At 73.1% G+C, this 25734-nt stretch carries 30 protein-coding genes; 19 read left to right on the forward strand and 11 right to left on the reverse strand.

Going from position 1 to position 25734, the window contains the following annotated elements:
• Nucleotides 1–170: 170 nt before the first annotated feature.
• Together FB474_RS18815 and FB474_RS18820 are read right to left on the reverse strand one after the other, a co-directional pair.
• On the reverse strand, nt 171–1598 hold the full coding sequence (locus tag FB474_RS18815; protein WP_141790375.1) for a GntP family permease: 1428 nt from the start codon (nt 1596–1598) through the stop codon (nt 171–173).
• Between the two features lie 45 nt (nt 1599–1643).
• Nucleotides 1644–2177, reverse strand: coding sequence for a gluconokinase (locus FB474_RS18820; RefSeq protein ID WP_221632679.1), 534 nt, complete (start codon nt 2175–2177; stop codon nt 1644–1646).
• 108 nt (nt 2178–2285) lie between these two features.
• Here FB474_RS18820 and FB474_RS18825 point away from each other — a divergent pair, with 108 nt between their 5' ends.
• From FB474_RS18825 to FB474_RS18855, 7 genes are all read left to right on the forward strand, one after another.
• Nucleotides 2286–3080: a FadR/GntR family transcriptional regulator gene (locus tag FB474_RS18825; RefSeq protein ID WP_141790376.1), complete on the forward strand. Its 795-nt coding sequence runs from the start codon at nt 2286–2288 to the stop codon at nt 3078–3080.
• 9 nt (nt 3081–3089) lie between these two features.
• Nucleotides 3090–5366 carry a DNA polymerase III subunit gamma and tau gene (locus FB474_RS18830; RefSeq protein ID WP_141790377.1) on the forward strand — a complete coding sequence of 759 codons (2277 nt, stop codon included), beginning with the start codon at nt 3090–3092 and terminating at the stop codon, nt 5364–5366.
• Nucleotides 5367–5421: 55 nt separating this feature from the next.
• Entirely contained in the window at nt 5422–6096 is a 675-nt protein-coding gene (locus FB474_RS18835) for a lysophospholipid acyltransferase family protein (RefSeq protein ID WP_141790378.1), read from the forward strand.
• Between the two features lie 76 nt (nt 6097–6172).
• The gene (gene recR / locus FB474_RS18840) at nt 6173–6772 is read left to right on the forward strand and encodes a recombination mediator RecR (protein ID WP_141790379.1); all 600 of its coding nucleotides are present in this window, start codon (nt 6173–6175) and stop codon (nt 6770–6772) included.
• Entirely contained in the window at nt 6765–7319 is a 555-nt protein-coding gene (locus FB474_RS18845) for a DUF5063 domain-containing protein (protein WP_141790380.1), read from the forward strand. Before recR ends, FB474_RS18845 begins: the two co-directional genes overlap by 8 nt.
• Nucleotides 7320–7502: 183 nt before the next feature.
• Complete coding sequence (locus tag FB474_RS18850; RefSeq protein WP_141790381.1) at nt 7503–8771, forward strand: aspartate kinase; 1269 nt, start codon at nt 7503–7505, stop codon at nt 8769–8771.
• Nucleotides 8768–9841: an aspartate-semialdehyde dehydrogenase gene (locus FB474_RS18855; protein WP_141790382.1), complete on the forward strand. Its 1074-nt coding sequence runs from the start codon at nt 8768–8770 to the stop codon at nt 9839–9841. The genes FB474_RS18850 and FB474_RS18855 overlap by 4 nt, the downstream gene beginning before the upstream one ends.
• A gap of 115 nt (nt 9842–9956) precedes the next feature.
• On the opposite strand, the gene FB474_RS18860 is transcribed toward FB474_RS18855, so the two are convergent.
• Together FB474_RS18860 and FB474_RS18865 are read right to left on the reverse strand one after the other, a co-directional pair.
• Complete coding sequence (locus FB474_RS18860; protein ID WP_221632680.1) at nt 9957–11324, reverse strand: sensor histidine kinase; 1368 nt, start codon at nt 11322–11324, stop codon at nt 9957–9959.
• A complete protein-coding gene (locus tag FB474_RS18865) occupies nt 11321–11977 on the reverse strand; it encodes a response regulator transcription factor (protein WP_141790383.1) in 657 nt (218 codons plus the stop codon). Before FB474_RS18865 ends, FB474_RS18860 begins: the two co-directional genes overlap by 4 nt.
• Before the next feature lie 92 nt (nt 11978–12069).
• On the opposite strand from FB474_RS18865, the gene FB474_RS18870 reads away from it, so the two are divergent.
• From FB474_RS18870 to FB474_RS18880, 3 genes are read left to right on the forward strand one after another with little or no spacing between them, the layout of a single operon-like run.
• Complete coding sequence (locus FB474_RS18870) at nt 12070–13182, forward strand: LolA family protein (protein WP_141790384.1); 1113 nt, start codon at nt 12070–12072, stop codon at nt 13180–13182.
• Complete coding sequence (locus FB474_RS18875; RefSeq protein ID WP_141790385.1) at nt 13179–14174, forward strand: ABC transporter ATP-binding protein; 996 nt, start codon at nt 13179–13181, stop codon at nt 14172–14174. Before FB474_RS18870 ends, FB474_RS18875 begins: the two co-directional genes overlap by 4 nt.
• Entirely contained in the window at nt 14161–15030 is an 870-nt protein-coding gene (locus tag FB474_RS18880; RefSeq protein ID WP_141790386.1) for an ABC transporter permease, read from the forward strand. Before FB474_RS18875 ends, FB474_RS18880 begins: the two co-directional genes overlap by 14 nt.
• A 38-nt stretch (nt 15031–15068) precedes the next feature.
• Here the strand turns inward: FB474_RS18880 and FB474_RS18885 are convergent, their stop codons facing one another.
• Nucleotides 15069–15398, reverse strand: coding sequence for a hypothetical protein (locus tag FB474_RS18885; protein WP_141790387.1), 330 nt, complete (start codon nt 15396–15398; stop codon nt 15069–15071).
• Nucleotides 15399–15498: 100 nt separating this feature from the next.
• On the opposite strand from FB474_RS18885, the gene FB474_RS18890 reads away from it, so the two are divergent.
• The 3 genes from FB474_RS18890 (at nt 15499) to FB474_RS18900 (ending at nt 17964) form a co-directional block, all read left to right on the forward strand.
• Nucleotides 15499–16890 (forward strand): CoA transferase, encoded by a 1392-nt coding sequence (locus FB474_RS18890; protein ID WP_221632681.1) that lies wholly within the window; start codon nt 15499–15501, stop codon nt 16888–16890.
• Between the two features lie 92 nt (nt 16891–16982).
• Nucleotides 16983–17345 carry a cupin domain-containing protein gene (locus FB474_RS18895; RefSeq protein WP_141790388.1) on the forward strand — a complete coding sequence of 121 codons (363 nt, stop codon included), beginning with the start codon at nt 16983–16985 and terminating at the stop codon, nt 17343–17345.
• A gap of 157 nt (nt 17346–17502) precedes the next feature.
• The gene (locus tag FB474_RS18900; protein WP_141790389.1) at nt 17503–17964 is read left to right on the forward strand and encodes a nuclear transport factor 2 family protein; all 462 of its coding nucleotides are present in this window, start codon (nt 17503–17505) and stop codon (nt 17962–17964) included.
• A 27-nt stretch (nt 17965–17991) separates the two neighbouring features.
• On the opposite strand, the gene FB474_RS18905 is transcribed toward FB474_RS18900, so the two are convergent.
• Nucleotides 17992–18312 (reverse strand): GYD domain-containing protein, encoded by a 321-nt coding sequence (locus FB474_RS18905; protein ID WP_141790390.1) that lies wholly within the window; start codon nt 18310–18312, stop codon nt 17992–17994.
• Nucleotides 18313–18486: 174 nt separating this feature from the next.
• Between FB474_RS18905 and FB474_RS18910 the strand changes: the two genes are divergently transcribed.
• Together FB474_RS18910 and FB474_RS18915 are read left to right on the forward strand one after the other, a co-directional pair.
• Nucleotides 18487–18930, forward strand: a complete 444-nt coding sequence (locus FB474_RS18910) for a helix-turn-helix domain-containing protein (protein WP_141790391.1) — start codon at nt 18487–18489, stop codon at nt 18928–18930.
• Nucleotides 18931–18973: 43 nt separating this feature from the next.
• Nucleotides 18974–19402: a VOC family protein gene (locus FB474_RS18915; RefSeq protein ID WP_141790392.1), complete on the forward strand. Its 429-nt coding sequence runs from the start codon at nt 18974–18976 to the stop codon at nt 19400–19402.
• A 67-nt stretch (nt 19403–19469) separates the two neighbouring features.
• Here FB474_RS18915 and glpK read toward each other — a convergent pair whose 3' ends face one another.
• The gene (gene glpK / locus FB474_RS18920; RefSeq protein ID WP_141790393.1) at nt 19470–20987 is read right to left on the reverse strand and encodes a glycerol kinase GlpK; all 1518 of its coding nucleotides are present in this window, start codon (nt 20985–20987) and stop codon (nt 19470–19472) included.
• 79 nt (nt 20988–21066) lie between these two features.
• Nucleotides 21067–21300, reverse strand: a complete 234-nt coding sequence (locus tag FB474_RS18925) for a hypothetical protein (protein WP_141790394.1) — start codon at nt 21298–21300, stop codon at nt 21067–21069.
• Between the two features lie 220 nt (nt 21301–21520).
• On the opposite strand from FB474_RS18925, the gene FB474_RS18930 reads away from it, so the two are divergent.
• Entirely contained in the window at nt 21521–21940 is a 420-nt protein-coding gene (locus tag FB474_RS18930; RefSeq protein WP_141790516.1) for a DUF1801 domain-containing protein, read from the forward strand.
• 20 nt (nt 21941–21960) lie between these two features.
• Here FB474_RS18930 and FB474_RS18935 read toward each other — a convergent pair whose 3' ends face one another.
• The gene (locus tag FB474_RS18935; protein ID WP_246092616.1) at nt 21961–22491 is read right to left on the reverse strand and encodes a GNAT family N-acetyltransferase; all 531 of its coding nucleotides are present in this window, start codon (nt 22489–22491) and stop codon (nt 21961–21963) included.
• A 76-nt stretch (nt 22492–22567) separates the two neighbouring features.
• Here FB474_RS18935 and FB474_RS18940 point away from each other — a divergent pair, with 76 nt between their 5' ends.
• Nucleotides 22568–23269, forward strand: coding sequence for a carbon-nitrogen hydrolase family protein (locus tag FB474_RS18940; protein ID WP_185746267.1), 702 nt, complete (start codon nt 22568–22570; stop codon nt 23267–23269).
• Nucleotides 23270–23294: 25 nt separating this feature from the next.
• On the opposite strand, the gene FB474_RS18945 is transcribed toward FB474_RS18940, so the two are convergent.
• The gene (locus FB474_RS18945) at nt 23295–24071 is read right to left on the reverse strand and encodes an alpha/beta fold hydrolase (RefSeq protein ID WP_141790396.1); all 777 of its coding nucleotides are present in this window, start codon (nt 24069–24071) and stop codon (nt 23295–23297) included.
• 158 nt (nt 24072–24229) lie between these two features.
• Here FB474_RS18945 and FB474_RS18950 point away from each other — a divergent pair, with 158 nt between their 5' ends.
• Nucleotides 24230–24415, forward strand: a complete 186-nt coding sequence (locus tag FB474_RS18950) for a hypothetical protein (protein WP_141790397.1) — start codon at nt 24230–24232, stop codon at nt 24413–24415.
• On the opposite strand, the gene FB474_RS18955 is transcribed toward FB474_RS18950, so the two are convergent.
• On the reverse strand, nt 24412–25263 hold the full coding sequence (locus tag FB474_RS18955) for a helix-turn-helix domain-containing protein (protein WP_221632682.1): 852 nt from the start codon (nt 25261–25263) through the stop codon (nt 24412–24414). The genes FB474_RS18950 and FB474_RS18955 overlap by 4 nt on opposite strands.
• 59 nt (nt 25264–25322) lie before the next feature.
• On the opposite strand from FB474_RS18955, the gene FB474_RS18960 reads away from it, so the two are divergent.
• Complete coding sequence (locus FB474_RS18960) at nt 25323–25709, forward strand: VOC family protein (protein ID WP_141790398.1); 387 nt, start codon at nt 25323–25325, stop codon at nt 25707–25709.
• Nucleotides 25710–25734 lie beyond the last annotated feature (25 nt).

Below are 25734 nucleotides of genomic sequence, written 5' to 3' on the forward strand. Positions count from 1 at the left end.
ACCCGGCGGGCCGTCCCCAAGGCTCTGCCGCAGTTGATGACGCTCTGCCGACGCTGCAACCTCGGCAGGGCGCACCCAACCTCGGCAGGGCAACGGTGCCGCAGCCGCAGGACACGCGAACGGCCCCGGACCACAACGGGTCCGGGGCCGTGCGTCAGGCGAGCACCCGCCTACAGCACCAGGCCGAGCAGCAGCACCAGGACGATGCCGACGACGGAGATCAGCGTCTCCATGACCGACCACGTCTTGACGTTCTGCACCACGTCGACCTTGAAGTACTCCTTCACCAGCCAGAAGCCGGCGTCGTTGACGTGGCTGAAGAACAGCGACCCGGCGCCGATCGCCAGCACCAGCAGCGAGGTGTGCGTCGGCGAGAGGTGGGCGGCGACCGGCACGAGGATGCCCGAGGCGGTGATCGTGGCGACGGTGGCCGAGCCGGTCGCGAGGCGGATCAGCACGGCGACGACCCAGGCGAGCAGCAGCGGCGAGGCGCCGTTGCCGGCGACCGCCTTGGCGATGATGTCACCGATGCCGGTGTCGACCATTACCTGCTTGAAGCCACCCCCGGCGGCGACGATCAGCAGGATGCCGGCGATCGGCGGGAACGACTGCTCCACCGACCTCGCGATGCCCTCGCGGGTCAGGCCGGCGCCACGGCCCAGGGTCACCATGGCGACCAGGACGGCCAGCATCAGCGCGACCAGCGGGGTGCCGAGGAAGTCGAGGACCACGCGGGTGCCGTCGGTCTTGGGCAGGAAGATGTCGGCCAGCGCCTTGCCGAGCATGAGCACGACGGGCAGCAGCACGGTGAACAGCGTGGCGCCGAAGCTCGGGCGGCGGGTCTGCGTGGCGGCCTCGACCGAGAGCGTGCCGGGGCCGTCGCTGACGCGGTGCCCTGCGTCGGCCTCCGAGCGCGACACGAACAGCTCCGGAGCCTGGACGGGGACCCAGCGCGCGGCATACCGGGAGAAGAGCGGACCGGCGATGATGACCGTCGGGATGGCGATGAGGACGCCGAGGCCCAGGGTGATGCCGAGGTCGGCCTTGAGCGCGGCGACCGCGACGAGCGGGCCGGGGTGCGGCGGCACGAGGCCGTGCATCACCGACAGGCCCGCGAGGGCGGGGATGCCGACGCGCATCAGCGGCAGGCCCGAGCGCCGGGAGACCAGCAGGATCACCGGGATCAGCAGGACCAGCCCGATCTCGAAGAACATCGGCAGGCCGATCAGCGCGCCGACGAGCGCCATCGCCCAGGGCAGCGCGCGGGTGCTGGCCCGGCCCACGATCGTGTCGACGATCTGGTCGGCACCGCCGGAGTCGGCCAGCAGCCGCCCGAGCACCGCGCCGAGGGCGATCAGGGTGCCGACGCTGGCGACCGTGGCGCCGACGCCCTTGCCGTAGCTGTCGAGCGTGTCGGCCAGCGGCATCCCGGCGATGGCGCCGACCGTGACCGCCCCGAGGGTCAGGCTGAGGAAGGGGTGCAGCTTGACCTTGGTGATCAGCAGCACGATGAGGCCGATGCCGATGAGGGCGGCGGCGATCAGCCGCGGGTCGCTGGCGGCCGGGGCCGCTGCGGCGACGAGGGCGGGAGTGCTCACGTCTTCTCCTGGTGGATGGTCGGGTGGGTGGGTCGGTGGGGTGGGTCAGGCCGGGACCGGGTGGTCCGACAGGTATGCCGTGAAGCGCGCCACGACGTCGTCGACGGGGGCGGCGAGGTCGGCGACCATGCCCTCCTCGTCGGACCCGAGCGGCTCGAGGTCGGCGAACTGGGAGGCGACCAGCGAAGCCGGCATGAAGTGGCCGGGGCGCCCGGCCACCCGCTGCGCGACCACGCCGGGGTCACCGTCCAGGTGCAGGAACGGCAGGTGACCGACGGGCGCGCGCAGCACGTCGCGATACCGGCGCTTGAGGGCCGAGCAGCTGACCACGGCGCCGGTCCCCCGGTGGTCGGCCAGCCAGCCGGCGATGGCGCGCAGCCACGGGGCGCGGTCGGTGTCGTCGAGCGGGACGCCGGCGGACATCTTGGCGATGTTGGCCGGGGGGTGGAACTCGTCGGCGTCGGCGTAGGGGACCCCCAGCCGTGCCGCGAGCTCCTGGCCGACCGTGGTCTTGCCCGAGCCGGAGACACCCATGACGACCGCGATCGGGCGGCGGGCCGGAGGGGTGGTGAGGGTCATGCGGTGCTCCAGGGGGTCGATGGCTGCGGACCACTGTCCGCTGTTGATGTCATGAAATCAAGACTTAACCCAGAATTGATATGACGTAATCCCGACTACAGTGGTCCCATGACGACGCCGGGCCTGCATGAGCGGGTCCTCTCACGCCTCGGCCCTGCCATCGTCGCGGGCGAGCCCGCTCCGGGCGAGGTGCTGCGGCTCGAGCAGCTCGAGGCCCGCTACGGCGTCTCGCGCACGGTGGTCCGCGAGGTCGTCAAGGTCCTCGAGTCCATGCGCGTCGTCACCAGCCGTCGCCGGGTCGGCGTCACCGTGCTGCCGCGCACCGAGTGGAACATCTTCGACCCCCGGATGATCCGCTGGCGGCTGGCCGGCGCCGACCGGATGGAGCAGCTGTCCTCGCTGAGCCAGCTGCGCACCGCGGTCGAGCCGGTCGCCGCGGCGCTCGCGGCCCGCAACGCCACCCCCGAGCACTGCGGCCGGCTGACCGCGGCCGTCATCGGCATGTCCGTCTCGGCGCGCAGGGGCGACCTCGAGGAGTACCTGCGGCACGACATCGAGTTCCACCACGCCGTGCTCGAGGGCTCGGGCAACGAGATGTTCGCCGGCCTGACCCAGGTCGTCGCCGAGGTGCTCGCCGGCCGCACGCACCACCACCTCATGCCGGCCCGCCCCGAGCCCGAGGCGCTGCGCCTGCACGCCGAGGTCAGCGACGCCATCCAGGGCGGCGACCCGGCCCGCGCCGAGAAGGCGATGCGGGCGATCGTGCAGGAGGCGATCGAGGCCATGGAGGCGATGGCCGCCGAGCCGGGGGAGGGCCCGTCCCGCCCGCCGGAGCGCCGCAGGTCCGGCGGGAAGCCGCGGGCTGGGGACGTACCCCGCCCGCATGTCACCCGTCGCCGTTAGGGTTCCTTCGTGTCCACCGCCCTGTACCGCCGCTACCGGCCCGAGTCCTTCGCCGACGTCATCGGCCAGGAGCACGTGACCGAGCCCCTGATGCAGGCGCTGCGCACGGGGCGGGTCAACCACGCCTACCTGTTCAGCGGCCCGCGCGGCTGCGGCAAGACGACCAGCGCCCGCATCCTGGCCCGCTGCCTCAACTGCGAGGAGGGGCCGACCCCGGTCCCGTGTGGCACGTGCCACTCGTGCGTGGCGCTCGCCCGCGGCGGGTCCGGGTCGGTCGATGTCATCGAGATCGACGCGGCCAGCCACGGTGGTGTCGACGACGCCCGTGACCTGCGCGAACGCGCCTCCTACGGGCCGGCCCAGAGCCGCTACAAGATCTACATCATCGACGAGGCGCACATGGTGACGCCGCAGGGCTTCAACGCCCTGCTCAAGATCGTCGAGGAGCCGCCGGAGCACGTGAAGTTCGTCTTCGCGACGACCGAGCCCGAGAAGGTCATCGGCACGATCCGCTCCCGCACCCACCACTACCCGTTCCGCCTGGTCCCGCCGCAGGTGCTCACCGACTACCTCGGCCAGCTGTGCGAGTCCGAGGGCGTGGCGGTCGCGCCCGGCGTGCTCTCCTTCGTCGTCCGCGCCGGCGGTGGGTCGGTGCGTGACTCGCTGTCGGTGCTCGACCAGCTCATCGCCGGCTCCGGGCCCGAGGGCCTGACCTACGAGGGGGCCGCCGCGCTGCTCGGCTTCACCGAGGGCGAGCTGCTCGACGCCACGATCGACGCGTTCGCCGCGGGCGACGCCGGGTCGGTGTTCCGCCAGGTCGACAAGGTCATCGAGACCGGTCACGACCCCCGGCGCTTCGTCGAGGACCTGCTCGAGCGGCTGCGCGACCTCATCGTCGTCGCGGCGGTGCCCGACGGTGCGTCCGCGGTGCTGCGCGGCCTGCCCGAGGACCAGCTCGAGCGGATGCGCCAGCAGTCCGCCGCGTTCGGCTCCGGGGCGTTGACCCGCGCTGCCGACATCGTCAACGCCGGCCTGACCGAGATGAGCGGTGCCACCGCGCCGCGCCTGCAGCTCGAGCTGATCTGCGCCCGCGTGCTGCTGCCCGGCGCCTCCGGCGAGAGCGGGTACGCCGCGCGCCTGGACCGCCTCGAGCGTCGCCTCGACGTCGGGGCGGGTGGCGCACCGGCGCCCTCGGCGCCGCCGGTCCAGTTCAGCCGTCCCGCGCCGTCCCCCACCCCCGCCCCTGCTGCGCCTGCGCCGGCTGCAACCCCCGCGCCGGCTGCGGCCCCCGCGCCGGCGGACGAGCCCCCGGAGCCCGTGGCCGAGCGTCCGGCGGCCCCGCGCGAGCCGGAGCCCCCCGCCGCGGCGCCGGAGCGCCCCGCACCCGAGCGACCGGCACCTGAGCGCCCCACGCCGGACCGTCCCGCACCGGAGCGCCCGGCTGCCGAGCGCCCGTCGGCTGAGCCTCCGGCGGCCGAGCAGCCCGCCGAGACGCCCGCCCCTGTGGCCTCGATGTCCATGCCGGGCGGCGTCGACACCGCCGCGATCCGCCGGTCGTGGCCGGACGTGCTCGCCAAGATCTTCTCGATCAAGCGCACGACGTGGACGTTCCTGTCCGAGCACGCCCAGGTCCTCGACTACGACGGCCAGCGCCTGCTGCTCGGCATCTCCACCGTCGGCCTGGCCAACACCTTCCGCCGCGGCCAGCACGCCGAGCTGGTCCGCCAGGCGCTGGTCGAGGTGCTCGGCGTCAACGCGGTCGTCGAGGGCATCCCCACCCCCGAGGGCGCTCCGGCGCCCGGCACCTCCGGTGGTGCGCCGGCGCCGTCCACCGGCCCCGCGGGCTCCACGCCCACGCCGCCCGCACCGGCCGGCCAGGGGTCGAGCTCGGGCGGCTGGGACGAGCCGGCCGGCCCGTCCCGGTCGGCCCGCGACGACGCCGGCATCGCGCCCGGTCGCGGCGAGGACTCCGGCGGGGGCTGGGACACCAGCGCGCCGCCCCCGGACTGGGCCAGCGTCCCGTCAGCGGCCGGCGGTTCGGCCGCCGAGTTCTCCTCGCCCGACCCGGCTCCCGAGCCCACCCCGGTGGCCACGATCAGCCCGATGCAGCGCGCCCGGGAGGCCGTGGCACGCGAGGCGGGCACCCGGCATACCTCTGCGGTGGAGCCGGCCGACGACAGCGCGGCCAGCGCTGACGACGAGGACATCGCCGACATCGGCGGCGTCGGCCTGCCGGTGATCCAGAGCGTGCTCGGTGGGACGGTCATCGGGGAGTTCGACCAGTAACCTGCTGCTGCAACAGGTCCGTGTCGTCGGCCGTGCCGCGACGAGAAGAGGTCGAATGCTCTACCCGGTGAGCCGGTTCGTGCTCGTGCCGTTGGCCCGCGCCATCTACCGGCCCCGCGTCATCGGCAAGGCCAACGTCCCCAAGCGCGGCGGGGTCATCCTCGCCAGCAACCACCTGTCCTTCATCGACAGCGTCGTGATCCCGCTGACGGCGCCCCGGCGCGTGGTGTTCCTGGCCAAGGCGGAGTATTTCACCGGCACCGGCATCCGCGGGGCGCTCACCCGGGCCTGGTTCAACGCGCTGGGCATGATCCCCGTCGAGCGGGGCGACCACCGTGCGGCGCAGGACTCCCTGGACGCGGCGCTGGAGGTGCTCCGTCAGGGCGAGGCGTTCGGCATCTACCCCGAGGGCACGCGCTCGCGTGACGGCCGGCTCTACCGCGGGCGCACCGGCGTGGCCTGGCTGGCGCTGACCGCCGGGGTGCCGGTCGTGCCGGTGGCACTGGAGGGGACGCAGCGGCTGCAGCCGGTCGGCTCGCGCCTGCCGCGGCCGGTGCGGGTCACCGTGAAGTTCGGGGAGCCGATGTCCTTCGCCGACCGCTACGCCGGCGTCCCGCAGGGCAGGGCCCGGCGAGAGGTCACCGACGAGATCATGGCCGCGATCCACGCGCTGTCGGGCCAGGAGCTCGCCGGGACCTACAACGAGCGCCCGGCCGCACCCACGTCCTGACGACGCCCGCACACCGGGCGACAACGCCCCGGGTGTCCGTGACCCCGGCGTGACGGCGAGGGCATAGGCTCACGGTGTGTACGAAGGCGTGGTCCAGGACCTGATCGACGAGCTCGGCCGGCTGCCCGGCGTGGGTCCCAAGAGCGCGCAGCGCATCGCCTTCCACCTGCTCCAGGCCGACCCGGCCGACGTCAACCGGCTGGTGAGCGCGCTGACCGAGGTCAAGGCCAAGGTCCGCTTCTGCGTCACCTGCGGCAATGTCGCGCAGGCCGAGGAGTGCCGCATCTGCTCCGATCCCCGCCGCGACGCCGCGCTGATCTGCGTGGTCGAGGAGCCCAAGGACGTCGTGGCGATCGAGCGCACGCGCGAGTTCCGTGGCCGCTACCACGTGCTCGGCGGGGCGATCAGCCCGATCGAGGGCGTCGGCCCCGACGACCTGCGGATCCGCGAGCTCATGACGCGCCTCGCCAGCGGCGAGGTCACCGAGATCATCATCGCCACCGACCCCAACCTCGAGGGGGAGGCCACCGCGACCTACCTCGCGCGGCTGCTGCGCCCGATGGGGCTGCGGGTCACCCGGCTCGCCTCGGGCCTGCCGGTGGGTGGCGACCTGGAGTACGCCGACGAGGTCACCCTGGGCCGGGCGTTCGAGGGCAGGAGGCTGCTGGATGTCTGACGAGCTCACCCTTCTCAGCGAGGAGACCGCCCGGGACGCCCGCAGCTACCTCGGGGCAGTCACCGAGGTCGCCTCCGGCAGCTCCCCGGAGACCGCCATCCCGGTGCTGCTGCTGGCCGTCTCGCAGGTCTCGCTGGCCGGCGCCCGGCTCGGCGCCATCACCGACGTCGTGCCCGAGGACCGGTTCGAGGCCGACCCCGGCCCCGAGGCCGACGTCGACCCGCTGCGGCAGGGTCTGGCCAACCTGTTCGAGGGCCTGGACGAGTACGCCCACCTCGTCGATCCGCTGGTCAGCCTCGAGGTCGCCACCGGCTCGCTGAGCAACGACCTCAGCGAGATCGCCTCGGCCCTGGCGCACGGCCTGCAGCACGTCGAGGCCGGAAGGGTCACCGAGGCGCTGTGGTGGTGGCAGTTCAGCTACCTGTCCTCGTGGGGCGACAGTGCGAGCCGTGCGCTGCGGGTGCTGCACACCGTGCTGCGGCACGTGCGGCTCGACGCCGACGAGGAGACCGTCGCCGACGCCGAGTTCGACGCACTCCACCCCTGAGCTGAGCAAGGTTTGGGGCCGGTTGGCGCCGGCGCCGGAGGATCTGCGCCCAGGCGGCAGGGGCACGGGAGGAGGTCCCCACACGGCATACCGGGGGGAGTCTCGCAATCCGGCCACCGGCCATCCCCGGGGGTGCGGCGGATAAACTGGCCGCTCCGCCAGCACGACCAACCGGAGTTCCTCTTGAGCTTGATCGTCCAGAAGTACGGCGGTTCGTCCCTGGCTGATGCCGAGAGCATCAAGCGCGTCGCGCGGCGGATCGTCGAGACCCGCCGCGCCGGCAACGAGGTCTGCGTCGTGGTCTCCGCGATGGGTGACACCACCGACGAGCTGCTCGACCTCGCCGAGGAGGTCAGCCCGCTGCCGCCCGGCCGCGAGATGGACATGCTCCTCACCGCGGGCGAGCGCATCTCGATGGCCCTGGTCGCGATGGCCATCGCCAACCTCGGCCACCAGGCCCGCTCGTTCACCGGCTCGCAGGCCGGCGTCATCACCGACTCCTCGCACGGCAAGGCGCGGATCATCGACGTGACGCCCGGCCGGATCCGCGACGCCCTCGCCGAGGGGCACGTGGCCATCGTGGCCGGCTTCCAGGGCGTGAGCCAGGACAGCAAGGACATCACCACCCTGGGCCGCGGCGGCTCCGACACCACGGCGGTCGCGCTGGCGGCCGCGCTCGAGGCCGACGTCTGCGAGATCTACACCGACGTCGACGGCGTCTTCACCGCCGACCCCCGCATCGTCCCCGCCGCCCGCAAGATCGACCGGCTCTCCAACGAGGAGATGCTGGAGATGGCCGCGTCGGGCGCCAAGATCCTGCACCTGCGGTGCGTCGAGTACGCCCGCCGCTTCGGCATGCCGATCCACGTCCGGTCCTCGTTCTCCTACCGCGAGGGCACGTGGATCATCGACCCGGAAGAAGGAGTATCCGTGGAAGCCCCGATCATCGCCGGCGTCGCGCACGACCGCAGCGAGGCCAAGATCACCGTCGTGGGGGTGCCGGACCACCCGGGCAAGGCGGCCGAGATCTTCCAGGCGTGCGCCAAGGCCGGCGTCAACATCGACATGATCGTGCAGAACGTCTCCGCCGTGGAGACCGGTCTGACCGACATCTCCTTCACGCTGCCCAAGACCGACGGCCAGCACGGGGTGCAGGCGCTCAAGGCGGTCCAGGAGTCGGTCGGGTTCGCGTCGTTGCAGTACGACGACCACATCGGCAAGCTCTCGCTCGTCGGCGCCGGCATGCGCTCCCACCCGGGTGTGTCCGCCACGTTCTTCCAGGCGCTCGCCGACGCGGGCGTCAACATCGAGATGATCTCCACCTCGGAGATCCGCATCTCGGTCGTCACCCGTGACGACCAGCTCGACGACGCCGTGCGCGCGGTGCACACGGCGTTCGGCCTCGACTCCGCCGAGGGTGAGGCCGTGGTCTACGGAGGTACCGGACGATGAACACCCGCAAGCCCACCCTGGCCGTCGTCGGCGCCACCGGTGCCGTCGGCTCGGTGATGCTGCAGATCCTGTCCCAGCGCCAGGACGTCTGGGGCGAGATCCGCCTCGTCGCCTCGGCCCGCTCGGCCGGCAAGGTGCTGCAGGTCCGCGGCGAGGACGTCGTCGTGCAGGAGCTCACGGCCGAGGTCTTCGACGGGGTCGACGTCGCGATGTTCGACGTGCCCGACGAGGTGTCGGCCCAGTGGGCGCCGGTCGCCGTCGAGCGGGGTGCGGTTGCCGTCGACAACTCCGGGGCGTTCCGCATGGACCCCGAGGTGCCGCTCGTCGTGCCCGAGGTCAACCCCGCCCAGGTGCGCAACCGCCCCAAGGGGATCATCAGCAACCCCAACTGCACGACCCTGACGATGATGGACGCGCTCGGCGCGCTCCACGCCGGCTGGGGGCTCAAGGAGCTCGTCGTCGCCTCCTACCAGGCGGCCTCCGGCGCCGGGCAGCCCGGGGTCGACCGGCTCTACGACGAGCTCGAGGTCGTGGCCGGCCACCGGGAGGTCGGCCAGCACACGGGTGACGTGCGCGCCTCGGTCGCCGACAAGCTCGGCGACGACAGCCCGTTCCCGGCGCCGCTCGCCCTCAACGTCGTGCCGTGGGCGGGCTCGCTCAAGGACGGCGGCTGGAGCTCGGAGGAGCTCAAGGTCCGCAACGAGTCCCGCAAGATCCTCGGCATCCCCGACCTGAAGGTGTCGGCGACCTGCGTGCGCGTGCCGGTCGTGACGACCCACTCGCTCGCGGTCCACGCGGTCTTCGAGAAGCCGCTGACCGTCGACGCCGCCCGTCAGGCCCTCATCGAGGCGCCGAGCGTGGTCGTCCTCGACGACCCCGAGGCCGGCGAGTGGCCGACCCCGGCCGACGTGGTGGGCACGGACCCGACGTGGGTGGGTCGCCTGCGTCAGGCGCTGGACTTCCCCAACACCATCGACCTGTTCGTGTGCGGCGACAACCTGCGCAAGGGCGCGGCGCTGAACACCGCGCAGATCGCCGAGCTGGTCGCCGCCGAGCTCACCGCCGGCTGAGGTCTCCCGCCCCTCGACCGAACGCACCAAATCCGTCGAATCGGGCCGTTCACGGCCTCGATTCGACGGATTTCGTGCGTTCGGTGGGCTACGCGCGGAGGGTATGCCGTGCCGCTCACCTCGCGTGCGGGAAACGGACCTCGACCCGCAGGCCCGGCGGCGGGTCGGCGTCCAGCAGCCGGACCGTCCCGCCGGAGCGGCGAACCAGCTCGCGGACGATCGCCAGGCCGAGGCCGGTCCCGCCCGCGTCGCGGTCGCGGGCGTCATCGAGCCGGGTGAACCGCTCGAACACGTTCTCGCGCAACGCTTCGGGGATCCCGGGACCGTCGTCGGTGACCGTGAGGACGGTCGCGCCGGCGGGAGCCGTCGCGGCGAGGAGCACCCGCGACCGGGCGTGCCGCACCGCGTTGTCGACGAGGTTGGTCAGCGCGCGGCGCAGCTCCTCGCGGTCGCCGCGGACCGGCACCGGCCCGGCACCAGGGGCGACCGACACGGGGACCCGCGACCCGGCATACCGGTCGGCAACCTCGGTGAGCAGCGCGACGACGTCGAAGGCGTCCTGCTGCGGCGGTGCCACGGAGGAGTCGACGCGAGCGAGCAGCAGCAGGTCCTCCACGAGCCGGGTCAGCCGGGCGACGTCGACGAGCAGCTCGGCCGGCAGCTCGCCGCCCTCACCGAGGCGCTCGGCGACCTCGAGCTGGGTGCGCATGGAGGCCAGCGGGCTGCGCAGCTCGTGGGCGGCGTCGGCGACGAACCCGCGCTGGCGCTCGCGGGCCGCGTCGAGCCGGTCGAGCATGGTGTTCAACGTCAACGCCAGCGCGTGGATCTCGTCGGCGGAGGCCGGCACCGGCAGGCGCTCGTCGTGGCCGGAGCCGCTGATCCGCTCGGCGCCGGCGCGCAGCTCCTCGACCGGTCGCAGCGCCGAGCCGATGACCCGCCAGGCGATCGCGGCCAGCACGAGCAGCAGCAGCGGGTAGGTGAGCACGAGGGTCCGCAGCAGCACCCGCTGGCTCTGGGTGACGTCCCCGACCTGCAGCGCGACGACGACCGAGACCGGCGTGGCGGCCGGTCCGGCCCGCACGGCCACCACCCGCAGCGGGCCGTTGACCCCGGCGCGGGCGCCCGGCACCTCGGTGGTCTGCCCGGCCAGCGCCTGCCGCAGCTCGGCCGGTCGCAGCAGCGGGGTGAGCCGGTCGGCGTTGACGGAGGCGCTGACCACTCGGCCGGAGCCGTCGACGACCTGCACCACCTGGGCGCCGGCGACCGGGATCGGGCTGGAGAGCCGGCCGCTGTCGACGAGCGCGACGACGTCGGCGGCGCTCGCCCGCGCCTCGGCGTCGATGGTGTGGTTGACGGTGACGACGAGCACGCCGTAGAGCGCGGCGCTGCCGAGGGCGAGAGCGACGGCGACGCCCGCCACGCCGATGAGCAGCAGCCGGGCCCGCAGGCTCAGCCGGCGCAGGCTCGGCGCCCGGGTCCTCATGAGGCCAGCCGGTATCCCGCGCCGCGCACGGTGGTGAGGTGCTCGCGGCCGATCTTGCGCCGCAGGTAGCCGATGTAGACCTCGACCACGTTGGGGTCGGTCAGGTCGCCGGTGTCCCAGACGTGGTCGAGCAGCTCGGTCTTGCTGACCACGCGGTCGGCGTTGCGCATGAGGTACTCCAGCAGCGCGAACTCGCGCGGGGTGAGCTGCACCGGCTCCTCGGCCACGCTCACGTCCCGGGTGGCCGGGTCCAGGCGCAGGGCGCCGACCGACAGCACCGAGGGCCGGGCGCGCACGTCGCGGCGCAGCAGGGCGCGCAGCCGGGCCAGCAGCACGACGTAGGAGAACGGCTTGGTGAGGTAGTCGTCGGCGCCGTAGTCGAGGGCGTCCGCCTCGTCGTACTCCCCGTCCTTGGCCGTCAGCATCAGCACCGGAACCCAGTTGCCTTCTGCGCGAAGGGTTTTCACCACGGTGTAGCCCGACATGCCGGGCAGCATGATGTCGAGGAGCACGGCGTCGTAGTCGCCGTGCCGGGCGGCCTCGAGGCCGAGCAGGCCGTCGTGCTCGACGTGCACGACGAAGCCCTCGGCGGTCAGGCCACGGCGCAGCGCCGTCGCCAGCCGCACCTCGTCCTCCACCACGAGCAGCCGCACGGCCCCAGCCTGTCACGAGCAGCCGCGCCGACGAGGCAGGTCCGTGGTGACTTCTCAGGTGCCTCACAGCGCGCCCCGGCCACGATGAGCCCATGAGCATCTTCAGCCAGAGGCCCGCGCTGCGCTGGGCCGTGCCCGGGGTCGCCGCCGTGACGTTCGTCGGTGGCGGCGCACTGGTCAGCACCATCTCCGCCAACGCCGACGCCGGGCTCCCGCCGCGCACCGCCGCGCAGCTGCTTGTCGACGTGCAGCAGGCCAGGCTCGACGGCCTCTCCGGCACCGTCGTGCAGCGCTCCGACCTCGGCATCCCGGCCCTGCCCGGCACCGGTGGCCAGGGCAGCGCCGACCTCGCCTCGATGGTCTCGGGCACCCACACCCTGCGCGTCTGGTACGCCGGCCCGGACAAGGCCCGGCTGGCGCTGCTCGGCGAGCTCGGCGAGTCCGACGTCATCCTCAACGGCACCGACCTGTGGACCTGGTCCAGCCGCGACAACACCGCGACGCACCGGACGCTGTCCAAGGACGCGTCGGCGCACAAGGCGCCCGACGCCACGGACATCCCGAAGACCCCGCAGCAGGCGGCCGACAAGGCGCTCGCGGCGCTCGACCCGACCACCTCGGTCACCACCAGCGGCACCGCCACCGTCGCCGGGCGCTCGGCCTACGAGCTGCTGCTGGCGCCGAAGGACTCCCGCTCGCTCATCTCGCAGGTCCGCATCGCCGTCGACGGGGTCAAGCACGTCCCGCTGAGGGTGCAGGTCTTCGCCAAGGGCGCGGCCGACCCGGCGTTCGAGGTCGGCTTCACCGCCGTCGACTTCTCCCGGCCGGACGCGGCGCAGTTCGCGTTCAACCCGCCGCCGGGAGCCAAGGTCACCGACGCCACCGCCTCCACCACGGAGAAGATGGGCATGGCCCAGCCCAACCCCGACGCCGCGACGAAGGCCACCCCGGCCAACCGCCCGAAGGTCGTCGGCACCGGCTGGACCACCGTCGTCGTCGCCAAGGCCCCGGCCGGCAGCACCGCCAAGCTCGACCAGGGCCAGCTCGGCGCCCTGCTCAAGGCGCTGCCGAAGGTCTCCGGCTCCTGGGGCTCGGGCCGGCTGCTCGCCGGCAAGCTCTTCTCGGTGGTCCTCACCGACGACGGCCGGGTCGCGGCCGGCGCGGTGACGCCGCAGGTGCTGTATGCCGCGCTGGCGGCGAAGTGAGTGACCTCGCCGTCGCGTCGCGCGCGGCAGGTGCCGAGGCCCGGGGCGGTGACACCCCGGCCCTCGACGCCGCCGTCCGCACGTCCGGCCTGACCAAGCGGTTCCACCACCAGGTCGCCGTCAACGAGATCGACCTGCTCGTGCCCCGCGGCGCGGTCTACGGCTTCCTCGGGCCGAACGGATCGGGCAAGACCACGACGATCCGCATGCTGCTCGGGCTGATCCAGCCCACCGCGGGCAGCCACGAGGTGCTCGGCCTGCCCATGCCGGCCCGGGCCGCGGACGTGCTCCCGCGGGTCGGCTCGCTCGTGGAGGGGCCGGCGTTCCACCCCTACCTCAGCGGCCGGGCCAACCTGGCCCGCCTCGACGCGGCCGACCGCTGCGCCGACCCGGCCACCGCCTCCCGGCGCATCGACGCGGCGCTCGACCGCGTGGGCCTGCTCCCGGCGGCGGCCAAGCGCTACCGCGCCTACTCCCTGGGCATGCGCCAGCGGCTGGCCATCGCCGGGGCGCTGCTCGCCCCGCGCGAGCTGCTCGTGCTCGACGAGCCCACCAACGGCCTGGACCCGCAAGGGACCCGCGAGGTCCGGTCGCTGGTGGCCTCGTTGGCCGAGGAGGGCGCGACGGTGCTGGTGTCCAGCCACCTGCTCTCCGAGGTCGAGCAGATGTGCAGCCACATCGGGGTGATGCACGTCGGGCGGCTGGTGGCCCAGGGCCCGGTCGGTCAGGTGCGGGCGGGCGCCCAGCCGCAGGCCCGGGTCGACACCGACAGGCCCGAGGACGCCGCCGACGTGCTGCGCCGGCTGGGGCTGACCGAGGTCGCCGTCGACCACGGTCACGCGCGAGCGCTCATCGGCGCCGTCCGGCCCGAGGACGTCGTCGCCGAGCTGGTGCGCGCCGGGGTGCCGGTGCGCGGCTTCACCGTCGAGGCGCCCAGCCTCGAGGACCTGTTCGTCTCGCTCACGGGGGAGGGCTTCGATGTCAGTGGCTGAGTCGGCCATCGGGGGTGCGTCGGTCGTCCGGCCGCACCGGCGGGCGTCGTTGCGGTTCCTGGGTTCCGAGCTGCGGCTCATCTTCGGCCGCCGGCGCAACCTGGCCGGCATGGCCGTCCTCGCGTCCGTGCCGATCCTGCTGGCCGTCGCGGTCAAGGTCTCGACGCCGCGCGACGACGGCCGCGGCCCGGACTTCCTGTCGGCGATCACCGGCAACGGGCTGTTCGTCGCACTGGCCTCGCTGAGCATCGAGCTCGGGCTCTTCCTGCCGCTGGCCGTCGCGGCGATCTCCGCCGACGCGGTGGCCGGCGAGGCCAACATCGGCACGCTGCGCTACCTGCTGACCATCCCCGTGCAGCGCACCCGGCTGCTCGCAGTGAAGTACGCCGCGATCGTCATCTTCACCGTCATCGCCACGCTCTGGGTGAGCTTCGTCGGCTGCGTCATCGGCGTGGCGCTGTTCGGCGGTGGCCCGATGACGTTGCTGTCGGGCACGCAGATCGGCTTCGGTGACGCGCTGTGGCGGGTGGTGCTCGCCTCGCTCTACCTCGCCGCGGGCTTCGCCGCGCTGGGTGCCGTCGGGCTGTTCGTGTCGACCCTGACCGAGCAGCCGATCGGCGCGACCATCGCGATCGTGGTGATCAACGTGGCGAGCTTCATCGCCGACTCGATCCCGCAGCTGGGGTGGCTGCACCCGTGGCTCATCACCCACTGGTGGATGTCCTTCGGTGACCTGCTGCGCGACCCGATCTCCTGGGACGGCCCGCTGCGCGGCCTGACCCTGGCCCTGGGGTATGCCGTGGTGTTCTGGCTCGCGGCGTGGGCCCGGTTCGCGGGCAAGGACGTCACCAGCTGAGGTGCTGCCGGCTGAGGCGTCGCCTCAGCGGGCGGCGCTCAGGAGGACCGTCGCTTGCCGCCGGCCCACCCCAACCCGCGGCCGATCCCGGCGCCGATCCCGATGCCGATGACGAAGCCGAAGTCGTACCAGCCGCCGTTGTTGTGGACCTCGTAGATCCCGACCTTCTGGTTGAACAACGACACCACCCATGCCACCGGCACGATGATCCCCTGCCACACGCCGAGCCAGAAGCCGGCAGCGTCCGGCCCGGGGGCCTGCGCTGCCGGGTCGGCCTGGGCGGCGCAGGAGCTGAGGGTCAGGGCGAGAATGGTGATGACCGCGACCAGGACGACCCGCCGTCGGGCCGGTGATACAGCATGGGACATGGGACCCACCTCCGCTGCCAGCACAGCGGAAGCCCGGCCCCGGCCGCCGATCCGAAGGTCCCGTTTCGTGACCGGCGCAGGATTGGTCCATGATCGAGCCGTGACCGACCTGCGCCGTGCGATGACCCGTGAGCTGTGGGATGCCGTGCACAGCGGATCCGTTGTGCCGTCAGCGTTTCCGGCGATCGGCGTGCGGGTGGTCGACCGTCCCGAGCTGCTGCCGTCGCGCCTGCCGGTCCGCGAGGCCGCCCTCGCGACCGTCAGCACTGCGCTGCTCGCGGCGGCCTCCTTCAGTGAGGAGCGAGGCGGGAGCGCACCGCTCACCGTCACCCTCGACGCCGGTCACGTGGCCGCAGCCGTCCGCAGCGAACGCTATGTCCGCCTGGGCGGGGCGCCCGCCGTGTCGGCGACATTCGCCCCGCTGTCGCGGTTCTGGCCCACCGCCGACGGCTGGCTGCGCACCCATGCCAACTATCCCTGGCACCGGGACGCCCTGGTGCGCGCGCTGGGAGCCGGTGACGAGCCCGAGTCGGTGGCTCGCGCGATACGGGAGCTGTCGGGAGAGCAGGCCGAGGCGAGCATCGTCGGGGCCGGCGGCATCGCCGCCGCCGTGCGCAGCGAGCGGGAGTGGCACGAGCACCCGCAGGGCCGCGCCGTGGCCGGCCGCCGCCTCGTGGAGCGCACCAGCATCCCGGGCGCCCAGCCGCGCACCCGCACCGCCGGCGACCGTCCCGCCGACGGGCTGCGGGTGCTCGACCTGACGCGGGTCATCGCCGGCCCGGTCTGCACCCGCTACCTGGGCGCGCTGGGCGCGGACGTGCTGCGGCTCGACCCGCCGCACCGCCCCGAGCCGGACGGCACGTGGGACACCGTGCTCGGCAAGCGCAGCGCCGTCCTCGACGCCCGCACGCGCGAGGGCCTCGGCCAGCTCCACGCCCTGCTCGACGAGGCCGACGCGCTCGTGCACGGCTACCGCCCCGGCGCGCTCGACGCCTTCGGCCTGACCCCCGACGACCTCGCGGAGCGCCACCCCGGGCTGGCCGTCGTGGCCCTGTCGGCGTGGGGTCCGACCGGCCCGTGGGGTGCCCGGCGCGGCTTCGACTCCATCGTCCAGGCCGCCTCGGGGATCGCCGTGGTCGAGGGCGACGAGGACCGACCGGGCGCGATGCCGTGCCAGCTGCTCGACCACGGCACCGGCTACCTCGCGGCCGCCGCCGTGCTCGAGGCGCTCACCGCCCAGTCCCGGGAGGGCGGCACCCAGGTCCGCGAGCTTGCCCTCGCCCGCACCGCCCAGTGGCTGCTCGGCCAGCCCCGCCCGGAGCCGTCCGGCCCGCTGCCGGCCGACGTCGAGCAGGTGGACGCGTGGCTGCGCCCGGTGGAGTCGCCGGACGGACGGCTGGACGTCATCGCCCCGGTGGGGGCGTTCGACGGCAGGCCGCTGGCCTGGCCGCACCGGGTTGGGGCATACGGCGCGGCCAAGCCCGTGTGGTGATCGGAAACCTACGCGGCACAGCGGTTCCGGTCGTTCCGGTCCGGGTGTAGGACGGCACTGTCCCCATCCCGTCCGAGCGAGGAGGAGCCACCATGGCCACGCTCGAGAAGACCCATTTCGACTCACCCGACGAGACGCGCAAGTTCCGCGCGCACGGTGCCCTGGACGTCATCTCCCTCGGCGACTTCACGATAGGGAAGGGCACGTTCGAACCCGGTTGGAAGTGGTCGGAGGATGTCCGGCCGATCGCGGGGACCGGGTCCTGCCAGGTCCGGCACACCGGCGTGTGCATCTCGGGCCAGATGACCGTCCGCGCGGATGACGGCACGGAGATGACCATTGGTCCCGGCGACGCCTTCCTCATGGAGCCGGGCCACGACGCCTGGGTGGTCGGGGAGGAGCCCTGCATCCTCTACGACACCGGCATGGCTGCCTACGCCAAGCCCGCCGGCTGACCCTTCCGGGACGTATGCCGTGCCCCTGACCACTGGGGCACGGCCTGTGCTGAACCTGTGACTGGCGCCAACAGCCTGACCGCGTGAGCGCCCTGGGGCTACCGTGCTGGTCTGCCCGCGCTGCGGGCGCGGGGACGACGTTCAGGGGGAGCGGGTCATGGAGGTTCCGGAGGTCAGCCGGCTGGTGCACGACGTCTACGCCGCCATGCGCGGTGGCGATGCCGACCGGATGGGCGAGCTGCTGTCGGAGGACCTGTCCACGGTGATCGGGGTCAACGACGCGATCATCTGGACCGGCTACATGGAGGCCTGCGCCGGGTTCGCGACGCGCTTCGCCGACGGGCTCGGTCTCGATGTGCGCGGGAGCGAGGACCTGAGGACCTATCGGGACGGGGACCTGTGCTGGTTCGACGACCGCCCCCTGCTGGGCGCCGGCAGCGACGCCTGGGTCATCGGCCGGTTCACCGGTGTCGCACGACGTGAGGCGGACGGCCAGTGGCGAATCGTGCAGTGGCACGCGTCCCTCGGCACCCCGGTCCAGGACATCGACATCGCGCTCCCGCTGCGCCACGCCGTTGCGCCGCTCGCCACGCGCATGGCGGCGCCAGGCCCCCAGTAGCACCGGGGACCTGGCGCGTGGGTCGGGTCAGCGTCCCGGCGGCACGTACGTCACCGAGAGGTGCGATGCGTCGTCGACCTCCTCGGGGGTGAGCAGGACGACGGTGCGCACCTTCGTGGTGCCCGCGCCGTTGATGGCCAGCGCGAGCGCCGCGGCCGTCTTGTGGTCCGGCAGCTCGGTGATCGCGTAGACGTCGTCCTCGCCGAAGGCGAAGTCGAAGGACACCAGGCGCCCGCCCACGTCGGCGCACGACTTCTCGATGGCCGTCCGCCTGGCCACGCCGCCGGCAGACGCCACCCCCCTGGCACCCTCGGGCTGGTACTGGGCGATGTACATGTATCGCGGCACAAGAACCTCCTCTGGCCGTCCCCGGGTGGGGACCGTCTCCGGTTGGGGACCCCAGCACCATCGCCATGGCGTCGCCGAAGCCGCACCCTCCCCGCGGGATGAACCTCGTCGGCGCGCCAGCCTGGGAGGCGAAGCCGGCGACGGAGGGCGACCGGCGCGGCATACTTGCTGCTCATGGTGGCTGTCCCGCCGGTCCGGCACCTGACCAAGGCCAAGGACCTCGCCGACGCGCGCTACGTCGAGCCGATCACGGTCGACGACATGGCCCGCGCCGCCGGGCTGTCGCGGGCGCACTTCAGCCGCGAGTTCCGCCGCGCGTTCGGTGAGTCGCCGCACCAGTACCTCCTGACCCGCCGCCTCGAGCGCGCCGCCGCGATGCTGCGCAGCACCGACCGGTCGGTCGCCGACATCTGCATGCTGGTCGGGCTGGAGAGCGTGGGCTCGTTCACGTCGAGCTTCACCCGCACCTTCGGGGAGTCGCCGACCGCCTACCGCCGGCGCTACCCCGACCCGATGGTCTACGCACGGGTGCCGACCTGCGTGCTGCGGGCCTACAGCCGTCCGCAACGCAGCACGTTTGGAGAAGACGCGGCACCGACCGCGGACCTAGCGTCGTGAGCATCCAGTCAGGACAACGACATCCACCACCCGGGGAGACATCATGATCAAGCTCAGCACCGCCCAGCTGTGGGTCCACGACCAGGACGCGGCGCTCGACTTCTGGACCCGCAAGATCGGCTTCGAGGTCCGTGAGGACGTCACCGTGCCGGAGATGGGCAACTTCCGCTGGCTCACCGTGGGTCCCGTCGGCCAGCCGGACATCGCCGTCGTGCTCATGGCGATCCCGGGGCCGCCGATGATCGACGCCGGCACCCAGGGCGAGATCGCCAACCTCATGGGCAAGGGCTTCGCCGGCACGCTGTTCCTCACCACCGAGGACTGCCAGGCCTCCTACGAGGAGCTCAGCAGCCGCGGCGTGGAGTTCACCGAGAAGCCCGAGGAGCGGCCCTACGGCATCGACTGCGGCTTCCGCGACCCGTCCGGCAACTCGGTCCGGCTCACCCAGGTCCGGCAGATGGCCACGGTCTGAGCCACCCGGCATACAGCGAAGGAGGCCGTCCCGGGGACGGCCTCCTTCGCATGTATCCGCGGCCTGTTCAGTCCACGTCCACCCAGTCCAGGGTGCGGCCGATGGCCTTGGTCCAGCCGGCGTAGCCCTCGGCGCGCTGGTCGTCGGACCACTGCGGCTCCCAGCTGCGGTCCTCCTGCCAGTTCTCGCGCAGCTCGTCGGTGGTGGACCAGAAGCCGGTGGCCAGCCCGGCGGCGTAGGCAGCGCCGAGCGCGGTGGTCTCGGCGACGACGGGCTTGGAGACCGGCACGCCGAGGATGTCGGCCTGCATCTGCATGCAGAGCTTGTTGGCCGTGACGCCGCCGTCGACCTTGAGCACGTCCAGGCGGACCCCGGAGTCCTTCTCCATCGCCTTGACCACGTCGAGGGACTGGTAGCAGATCGACTCCAGGGTGGCCCGGGCCAGGTGGGCGTTGGTGTTGTAGCGGGACAGCCCGACGATCGCGCCGCGGGCGTCCGAGCGCCAGTGCGGGGCGAACAGGCCGGAGAAGGCGGGCACGAAGTACATCCCGCCGCTGTCCTGCACCTGCGCGGCGAGCTGCTCGACCTCGGCGGCGCCGCTGATGATGCCGAGCTGGTCGCGCAGCCACTGCACCGCCGACCCGGTCACCGCGATGCTGCCCTCGAGGGCGTAGACCGGGCGGTCCTTGCCGAGCTGGTAGGCCACCGTGGTCAGCAGCCCGGACTTCGACCGCACGATCTCGGTGCCGGTGTTGAGCAGCAGGAAGTTGCCGGTGCCGTAGGTGTTCTTGGCCTCGCCGGGGGCGAAGCAGACCTGGCCGACGGTGGCGGCCTGCTGGTCGCCGAGGTCGCCGGCGAGGGCGATGCCCTCCGGGATCGCGCTGCGCCCGGAGGTGCGGCCGTAGAGGTCGGGGTCGGAGGAGGGGCGGATCTGCGGCAGCATCGAGCGGGGGATGTCGAAGAAGGACAGCAGCTCCTCGTCCCAGTCCAGGGTCTCGAGGTTCATCAGCATGGTGCGGCTGGCGTTGGTGACGTCGGTGACGTGGACCCCGCCGTGGGTGCCGCCGGTGAGGTTCCACAGCAGCCAGGTGTCGGTGTTGCCGAAGATCGCGTCACCGCGGTCGGCGGCCGCGCGGACGCCCTCGACGTTCTCCAGGACCCACTGGACCTTGCCGGCGGAGAAGTAGGTCGCCGGCGGCAGGCCGGCCTTGCGCCGGATGACGTCGCCGCGGCCGTCCCGGTCCAGCGCCGAGGCGATCCGGTCGGTGCGGGTGTCCTGCCAGACGATCGCGTTGTAGTACGGCCGGCCGGTCCGCCGGTCCCACACCACCGTGGTCTCGCGCTGGTTGGTGATTCCGAGTGCGGCGAGGTCCGTGGCCGAGAGGTTGTGCCGGGACATCGCGGTGCCGATGACGGTCTGCGTGCGCTCCCAGATCTCCAGCGGGTTGTGCTCCACCCAGCCGGCCCGCGGCAGGACCTGCTCGTGCTCGAGCTGGTGCTTGCCCACCTCGCGCCCGGCGTGGTCGAAGATCATGAACCGCGTGCTGGTCGTGCCCTGGTCGACGGCGCCGACGAACTCCGGCATGGGTGCTCCTTCCCGAGGGGTGCACCCCATCCTTGCGCGATCCCGCCGCCGACGGCGAGGGCAGCTGCGGGTCAGTCGGTCAGTCGCGGCTGCGGCGCTGGTGGCGCAGGTGGCCGATGAGGATCATCAGCCCGAGCGCGGTCGCGAAGAGGACCACAAGGACGCCGAAGCCCTCGGCGACGCCGAACGCGTGCTGCGGGCCGGGGGTGACGTACCCGGGCAGGGCGTGGTGGGTCAGGACGTGCTGGGTCAGGCCGTGCTGGTCAAGGCTGTGCCGGGGCAGAGCCGTCAGGGTGCGGGGCATGCGGGGCATCGGCCCATGATGGGCGCCGCACCTGTGAGCGCCGGTGCCGGGCCCCGCGGAGGCGAGGCACCGGCATACCGGCCCACGCGACGATCATCGCGACGGTTTCGACGCGAAACGCGGCCGGAACGGCCGCGACGATCGTCGCGTGGGCCTGCACCGTCGCGCGAGACAAGGGGGCCTCGAGAGGGGGTGGCGCACGCCGTCCGAGCGCGTCACCGTGGTGGGCATGGTGGCCGGGGAGTACGTGCGGGACGACCGCGTCGACGCCTACATCGCGGGCCTCCCGCCGTGGCAGCAGGAGGTGTGCGCGGAGCTGCGCGACATCGTCCACGCCGCCGACCCGGAGGTCGAGGAGACGATCAAGCGCACCGTGCAGCCGTACTTCGTGCTGGAGGGCAACGTGTGTGCGCTGCTCGCCGCCAGGGACCACGTCAACCTGTTCCTCTACGACGGCGCGATCGTGCCTGACCCGGACGGCATCATCACCAGCGGGCACGGCAACGCCACCGCGCGGTGCATCGCGTTCCGGGAGGGCGAGCAGGTCCGGCGCGGGCCGTTGACCACGATGCTGCGGCAGATCATCGCCAACAACCGCGCCGGCGGGTGGCGGGCCGTCAAGAAGCGGGCCGAGGCGGGCGGGGCCTGACCGCTCCGACACCGTCCCACTCAGGTGGTGAACGTGATCCAGCTGTCCGGTGGGCGTCCCTCGACCGGCGGGTCGTCGTGGGTGGACCACGTCGTGCCGACCGCATCGGTGGCCACCAGGGACCAGAACCGCTGGGCGCCGGGGTTGTAGGCCTGGAAGCCGATGGCCCAGCGGCCGGGGAACATCGCGACCACCTGCCGCGCGGCCTCCCGGCCCACGCCGGTCCGGCGCAGGGCGCGCACCACGAAGAAGCCGTCGATCATCATGACGCCGGGCTCGAGGGGCCGGGTCATCACGTAGCCGCCGAGCCGCCCGGCCGCGGTGATCAGCCAGGCGCGGTGCTCCGGGTCGGCGCCCGTGCGGAACTGGTCGAGCGGCCGGTTGTTGAACGTGCCGTCGGCGTTCGGCAGCAGGCCGTAGGACTCCGACAGGTCGTGGCGGAACAGCTGGCCGAGGTTCTCCAGCACCGCCCGGTCGGAGCGGGTGGCCGGCACGAGCTCGACCGGGCTCGACGCTGGGCGCGGAGGCATCGAGGGCATGTCGGTCGTCATGGGCGAAGCCTTTCACTGCAACGCCCGCCGGGGTCGAGATCCCGCGGCGAGCCGCGGGATCGGCTTGACTGTCCGGATGCGGGTGGCGTGCTTCCAGAGCGGGGTCCGGGGGATCGACCCCGGCGAGGCCTGGCGGCGCGTGCTGCAGTGGTGTGGGGACAGGGGCGTCGACCTGCTGGTGACACCGGAGTTCGGGGTCGGCGGGCTGCCGCACACGCAGGCCGCAGCCGAGCAGCAGGCCGTGGACGACCCGGACTCGCTGCTGCCGTGGGCGGACGATGCCGTGCCCGGGATGACGGTGCTGCTCGGGTTCACCGAACGGACCGCTGTGGGGCTGCACAGCTCTGCCGCGGTGGTCCGCGACGGCAGGGTGCTGAGCGTCGTCCGCAAGCAGCATCCCCGGGAGCCCGGGCTGGTGCCCGGCGGGGACTCGTCGGTCGTCGACGTGGCCGGCACGGGCGTGGGGGTGCTGGTCTGTGCCGACGCCACCCATCAGGGGCCGGCCAGGCGCCTTGCCGCCGACGGTGCCGGGCTGCTGGCGTGCCTGCTCAACAACGACATGAGCGAGGCGAACGCGGCCCGGTGGCAGCGCCCCACCCATGAGGCGCTGGCCGGCCGGGCCCGGGAGAACCGCTGCTGGGTGGTGTCCGCCGACGTGGCCGGGACCTCCGCGGGGCGGCGTGCCTTGGCGGCCACCCGCATCGTCCGGCCCGACGGCGTGCTGCTCGCCACCGTCCCACCGCAGCCCGGCCGGCTCCTGGTCCGCGACCTGGTGTGACAGCCCTGCCGGCAGGCGTGCGCGCTCAGTCGAGGAACGCCGCCAGCATCGGCAGCAGCAGGTCGGCCCGGCGCGTCACCGTCATGTGGGTGGTGGCGGGCAGGACTGCCAGGTGCGCGCCCGGGATGAGGTGCTGCATCAGCGCGGCGTGCTCGATGGTGACGAAGTCGTGGTCGCCCTGCACGATCAGCGTCGGCGCGGTGATGCCGGCGAGCTGCTCGTCCGACCAGCCCCGCAGGTCCGCCGCCGACCGGGACAGCAACGCGAGGAAGTCGTCGAAGTGCTCCGGGTGCGGGGACAGCCGCAGGTAGGCGTCGCGGAACTCGATGAAGTCCTGCTGGGTCGGCATCCGGGTCGACGTGGCCTGCTTCGCCGGGTCGCTGAGGTCCTCGTGCATGCCGTCGGGTCGCACGCTCGCCGAGACCGGCACGACCGAACGCACCCGGTCGGGGTGGCTGACCGCGAGCTCCAGCGTGACCGCGCCGCCCAGGCTGTGCCCGAGGACGTGGGCGCGGTCGATGCCGAGGTGGTCCAGCAGGGCGACGACGTCCTCGGCCAGGGCGGCCGGGGTGATCTCGCGGTCGATGTCGGCGGTGCGGCCGTGGCCCTGCAGCTCCACCCCGATGACCCGGTGCCGCTGCGCCAGCGTGGGGATGAGCCCGGCGAAGTTGAGGTCGATCGTCAGCATCCCGCCGTGCAGCAGGACCAGCGGGCTGCCCTCGCCGTGCAGCTCGTAGTACAGGTGCAGGCCGTTGACGTCGGCGTAGCCGGCGCGAGGCTCCGCGGTCTCGTGTGTGGTCATGTCCTGATCCTCCCCGGTATCGCGTGGCGCCGCCGGTCGTGCGCGCGCCTCACCAGTACGTCGCGCGAGTGGGCGCCGGATCGACACCGGCGCCGATGGATTCCGGGCGTACCGTCGAGGTGTCGGGGTGGACACGAGAAGCGAGGGAAGTGGGCACCGTGAACGCGAGTGCCGACCACGAGGGGCTGTCCTGGGGCTACCGGCTGCTCTACCGCATCAAGGTCATCGGGCTGTCGGTGTTTGGGCCGGCGCAGCTGGACGACCGGGACGACCCCCGCTCGCGGCTGCGGCGTGAGCGGGCGGCCAAGGTGGAGGCGGCCCGGCGCAAGCGCCTCCAGCCCTAGACCCGCCGGCTGCGGTACTGGCTGGGCGGGACCCCCACCAGCGCGGTGAAGTCACGGATGAAGTGGGCCTGGTCGTACCACCCGTGGGCGTGGGCCAGGTCCGTGAGCGAACCGGTCCAGCCGCCGTCGAGGGCGCTGACCGCGTCGTGCATGCGGTAGCGGGCCAGCACCCACTTCGGCCCGACCCCGACGTAGTGGTGGAAGAGCCGCTGGAGCCCGCGCGAGGAGAGGGCGTGCCGGTCCTCGAGCTGGGTCACCTGCACGATGCTGCGGTCGGTGAGCATGTCGTCGAGCACGGTCAGCAGCCGGTCGTAGCGGTCATCGTTCGGGTGGTCCGGCGCGACCAGGGAGGCCAGCGCGTCCTCGGCCAGGGCGACGCACTCCTTCCCGGCCAGGTCCGGGCCGACCTGCTCCAGCCGGTCAATGACGCGGTCGGGCACGGCCGCGCGGGCCGGGAGAACCGCGTCGCGCCAGGGGCGCGCGGACTGGCCGGTGAGCGAGGCCAGGCCGCCGGGCCGGAACTTCACGCCGAGGACCCACGCCTGCCCGGTGAGGGCGACGTCGAAGCGGCGGGTCACCACACCGGTGAGCACGACCGGCTGCCCCTGCGTCTCGGGCCGGGGGTTGCCCCGCTCCACGCTGAGCGTGCACGCCGGGTGCGGCAGCACCTGGCTCGCATGGGCCGTCCCCGGTGGCAGGTCCCACCCCAGCACCCAGTAGTTCTCGACCCAGCGCTGCAGACCCGGCCCCGCGGCATACCGCTCCAGGGTCGTGCGCTGCGCGAGCTCTTCCGGGCGCAGGATCCCCGCCGTCGTCGACGTCGGTGTCGCGTTTGTCCAATCGCCCATGCGGCGATCGTAGGAGCGTGGGCGGACACCTGGTCCCTACCGCGAGGAGAAGTCCCACCATGGCCACGCCACAGCCCGTCGCCACCCTGAAGATGGTCACCCTCGACTGCGGTGACCCCGGCCCGAGCGCCGCGTTCTGGAGCGCGCTGCTCGGCTGGCAGCAGGCCTACGGCGACGACAACTACGCGATGCTCACCGGGCCGGAGCACGCGCTCGGGTTCGGACGGGTGGAGGACTACGAGGCGCCGGCGTGGCCGAACCCCAACGGCACCAAGCAGTTCCACCTCGACCTGGCCGTGGACGACCTCGACGCCGCCGAGCAGGCGTGCCTCGACCTCGGCGCGACGCGGCCGGAGGAGCAGCCGGGGGAGGGCCGGTGGCGGGTGCTGCTGGACCCGGCCGGCCACCCGTTCTGCCTCACCCGGGCCGACGCCTGGGGGAGCTGACCAGCGGCGCCGGGGCACCGTCGGC

The sequence above is a fragment of the Oryzihumus leptocrescens genome (assembly GCF_006716205.1).
In the GTDB taxonomy this organism is placed as follows: domain Bacteria; phylum Actinomycetota; class Actinomycetes; order Actinomycetales; family Dermatophilaceae; genus Oryzihumus; species Oryzihumus leptocrescens.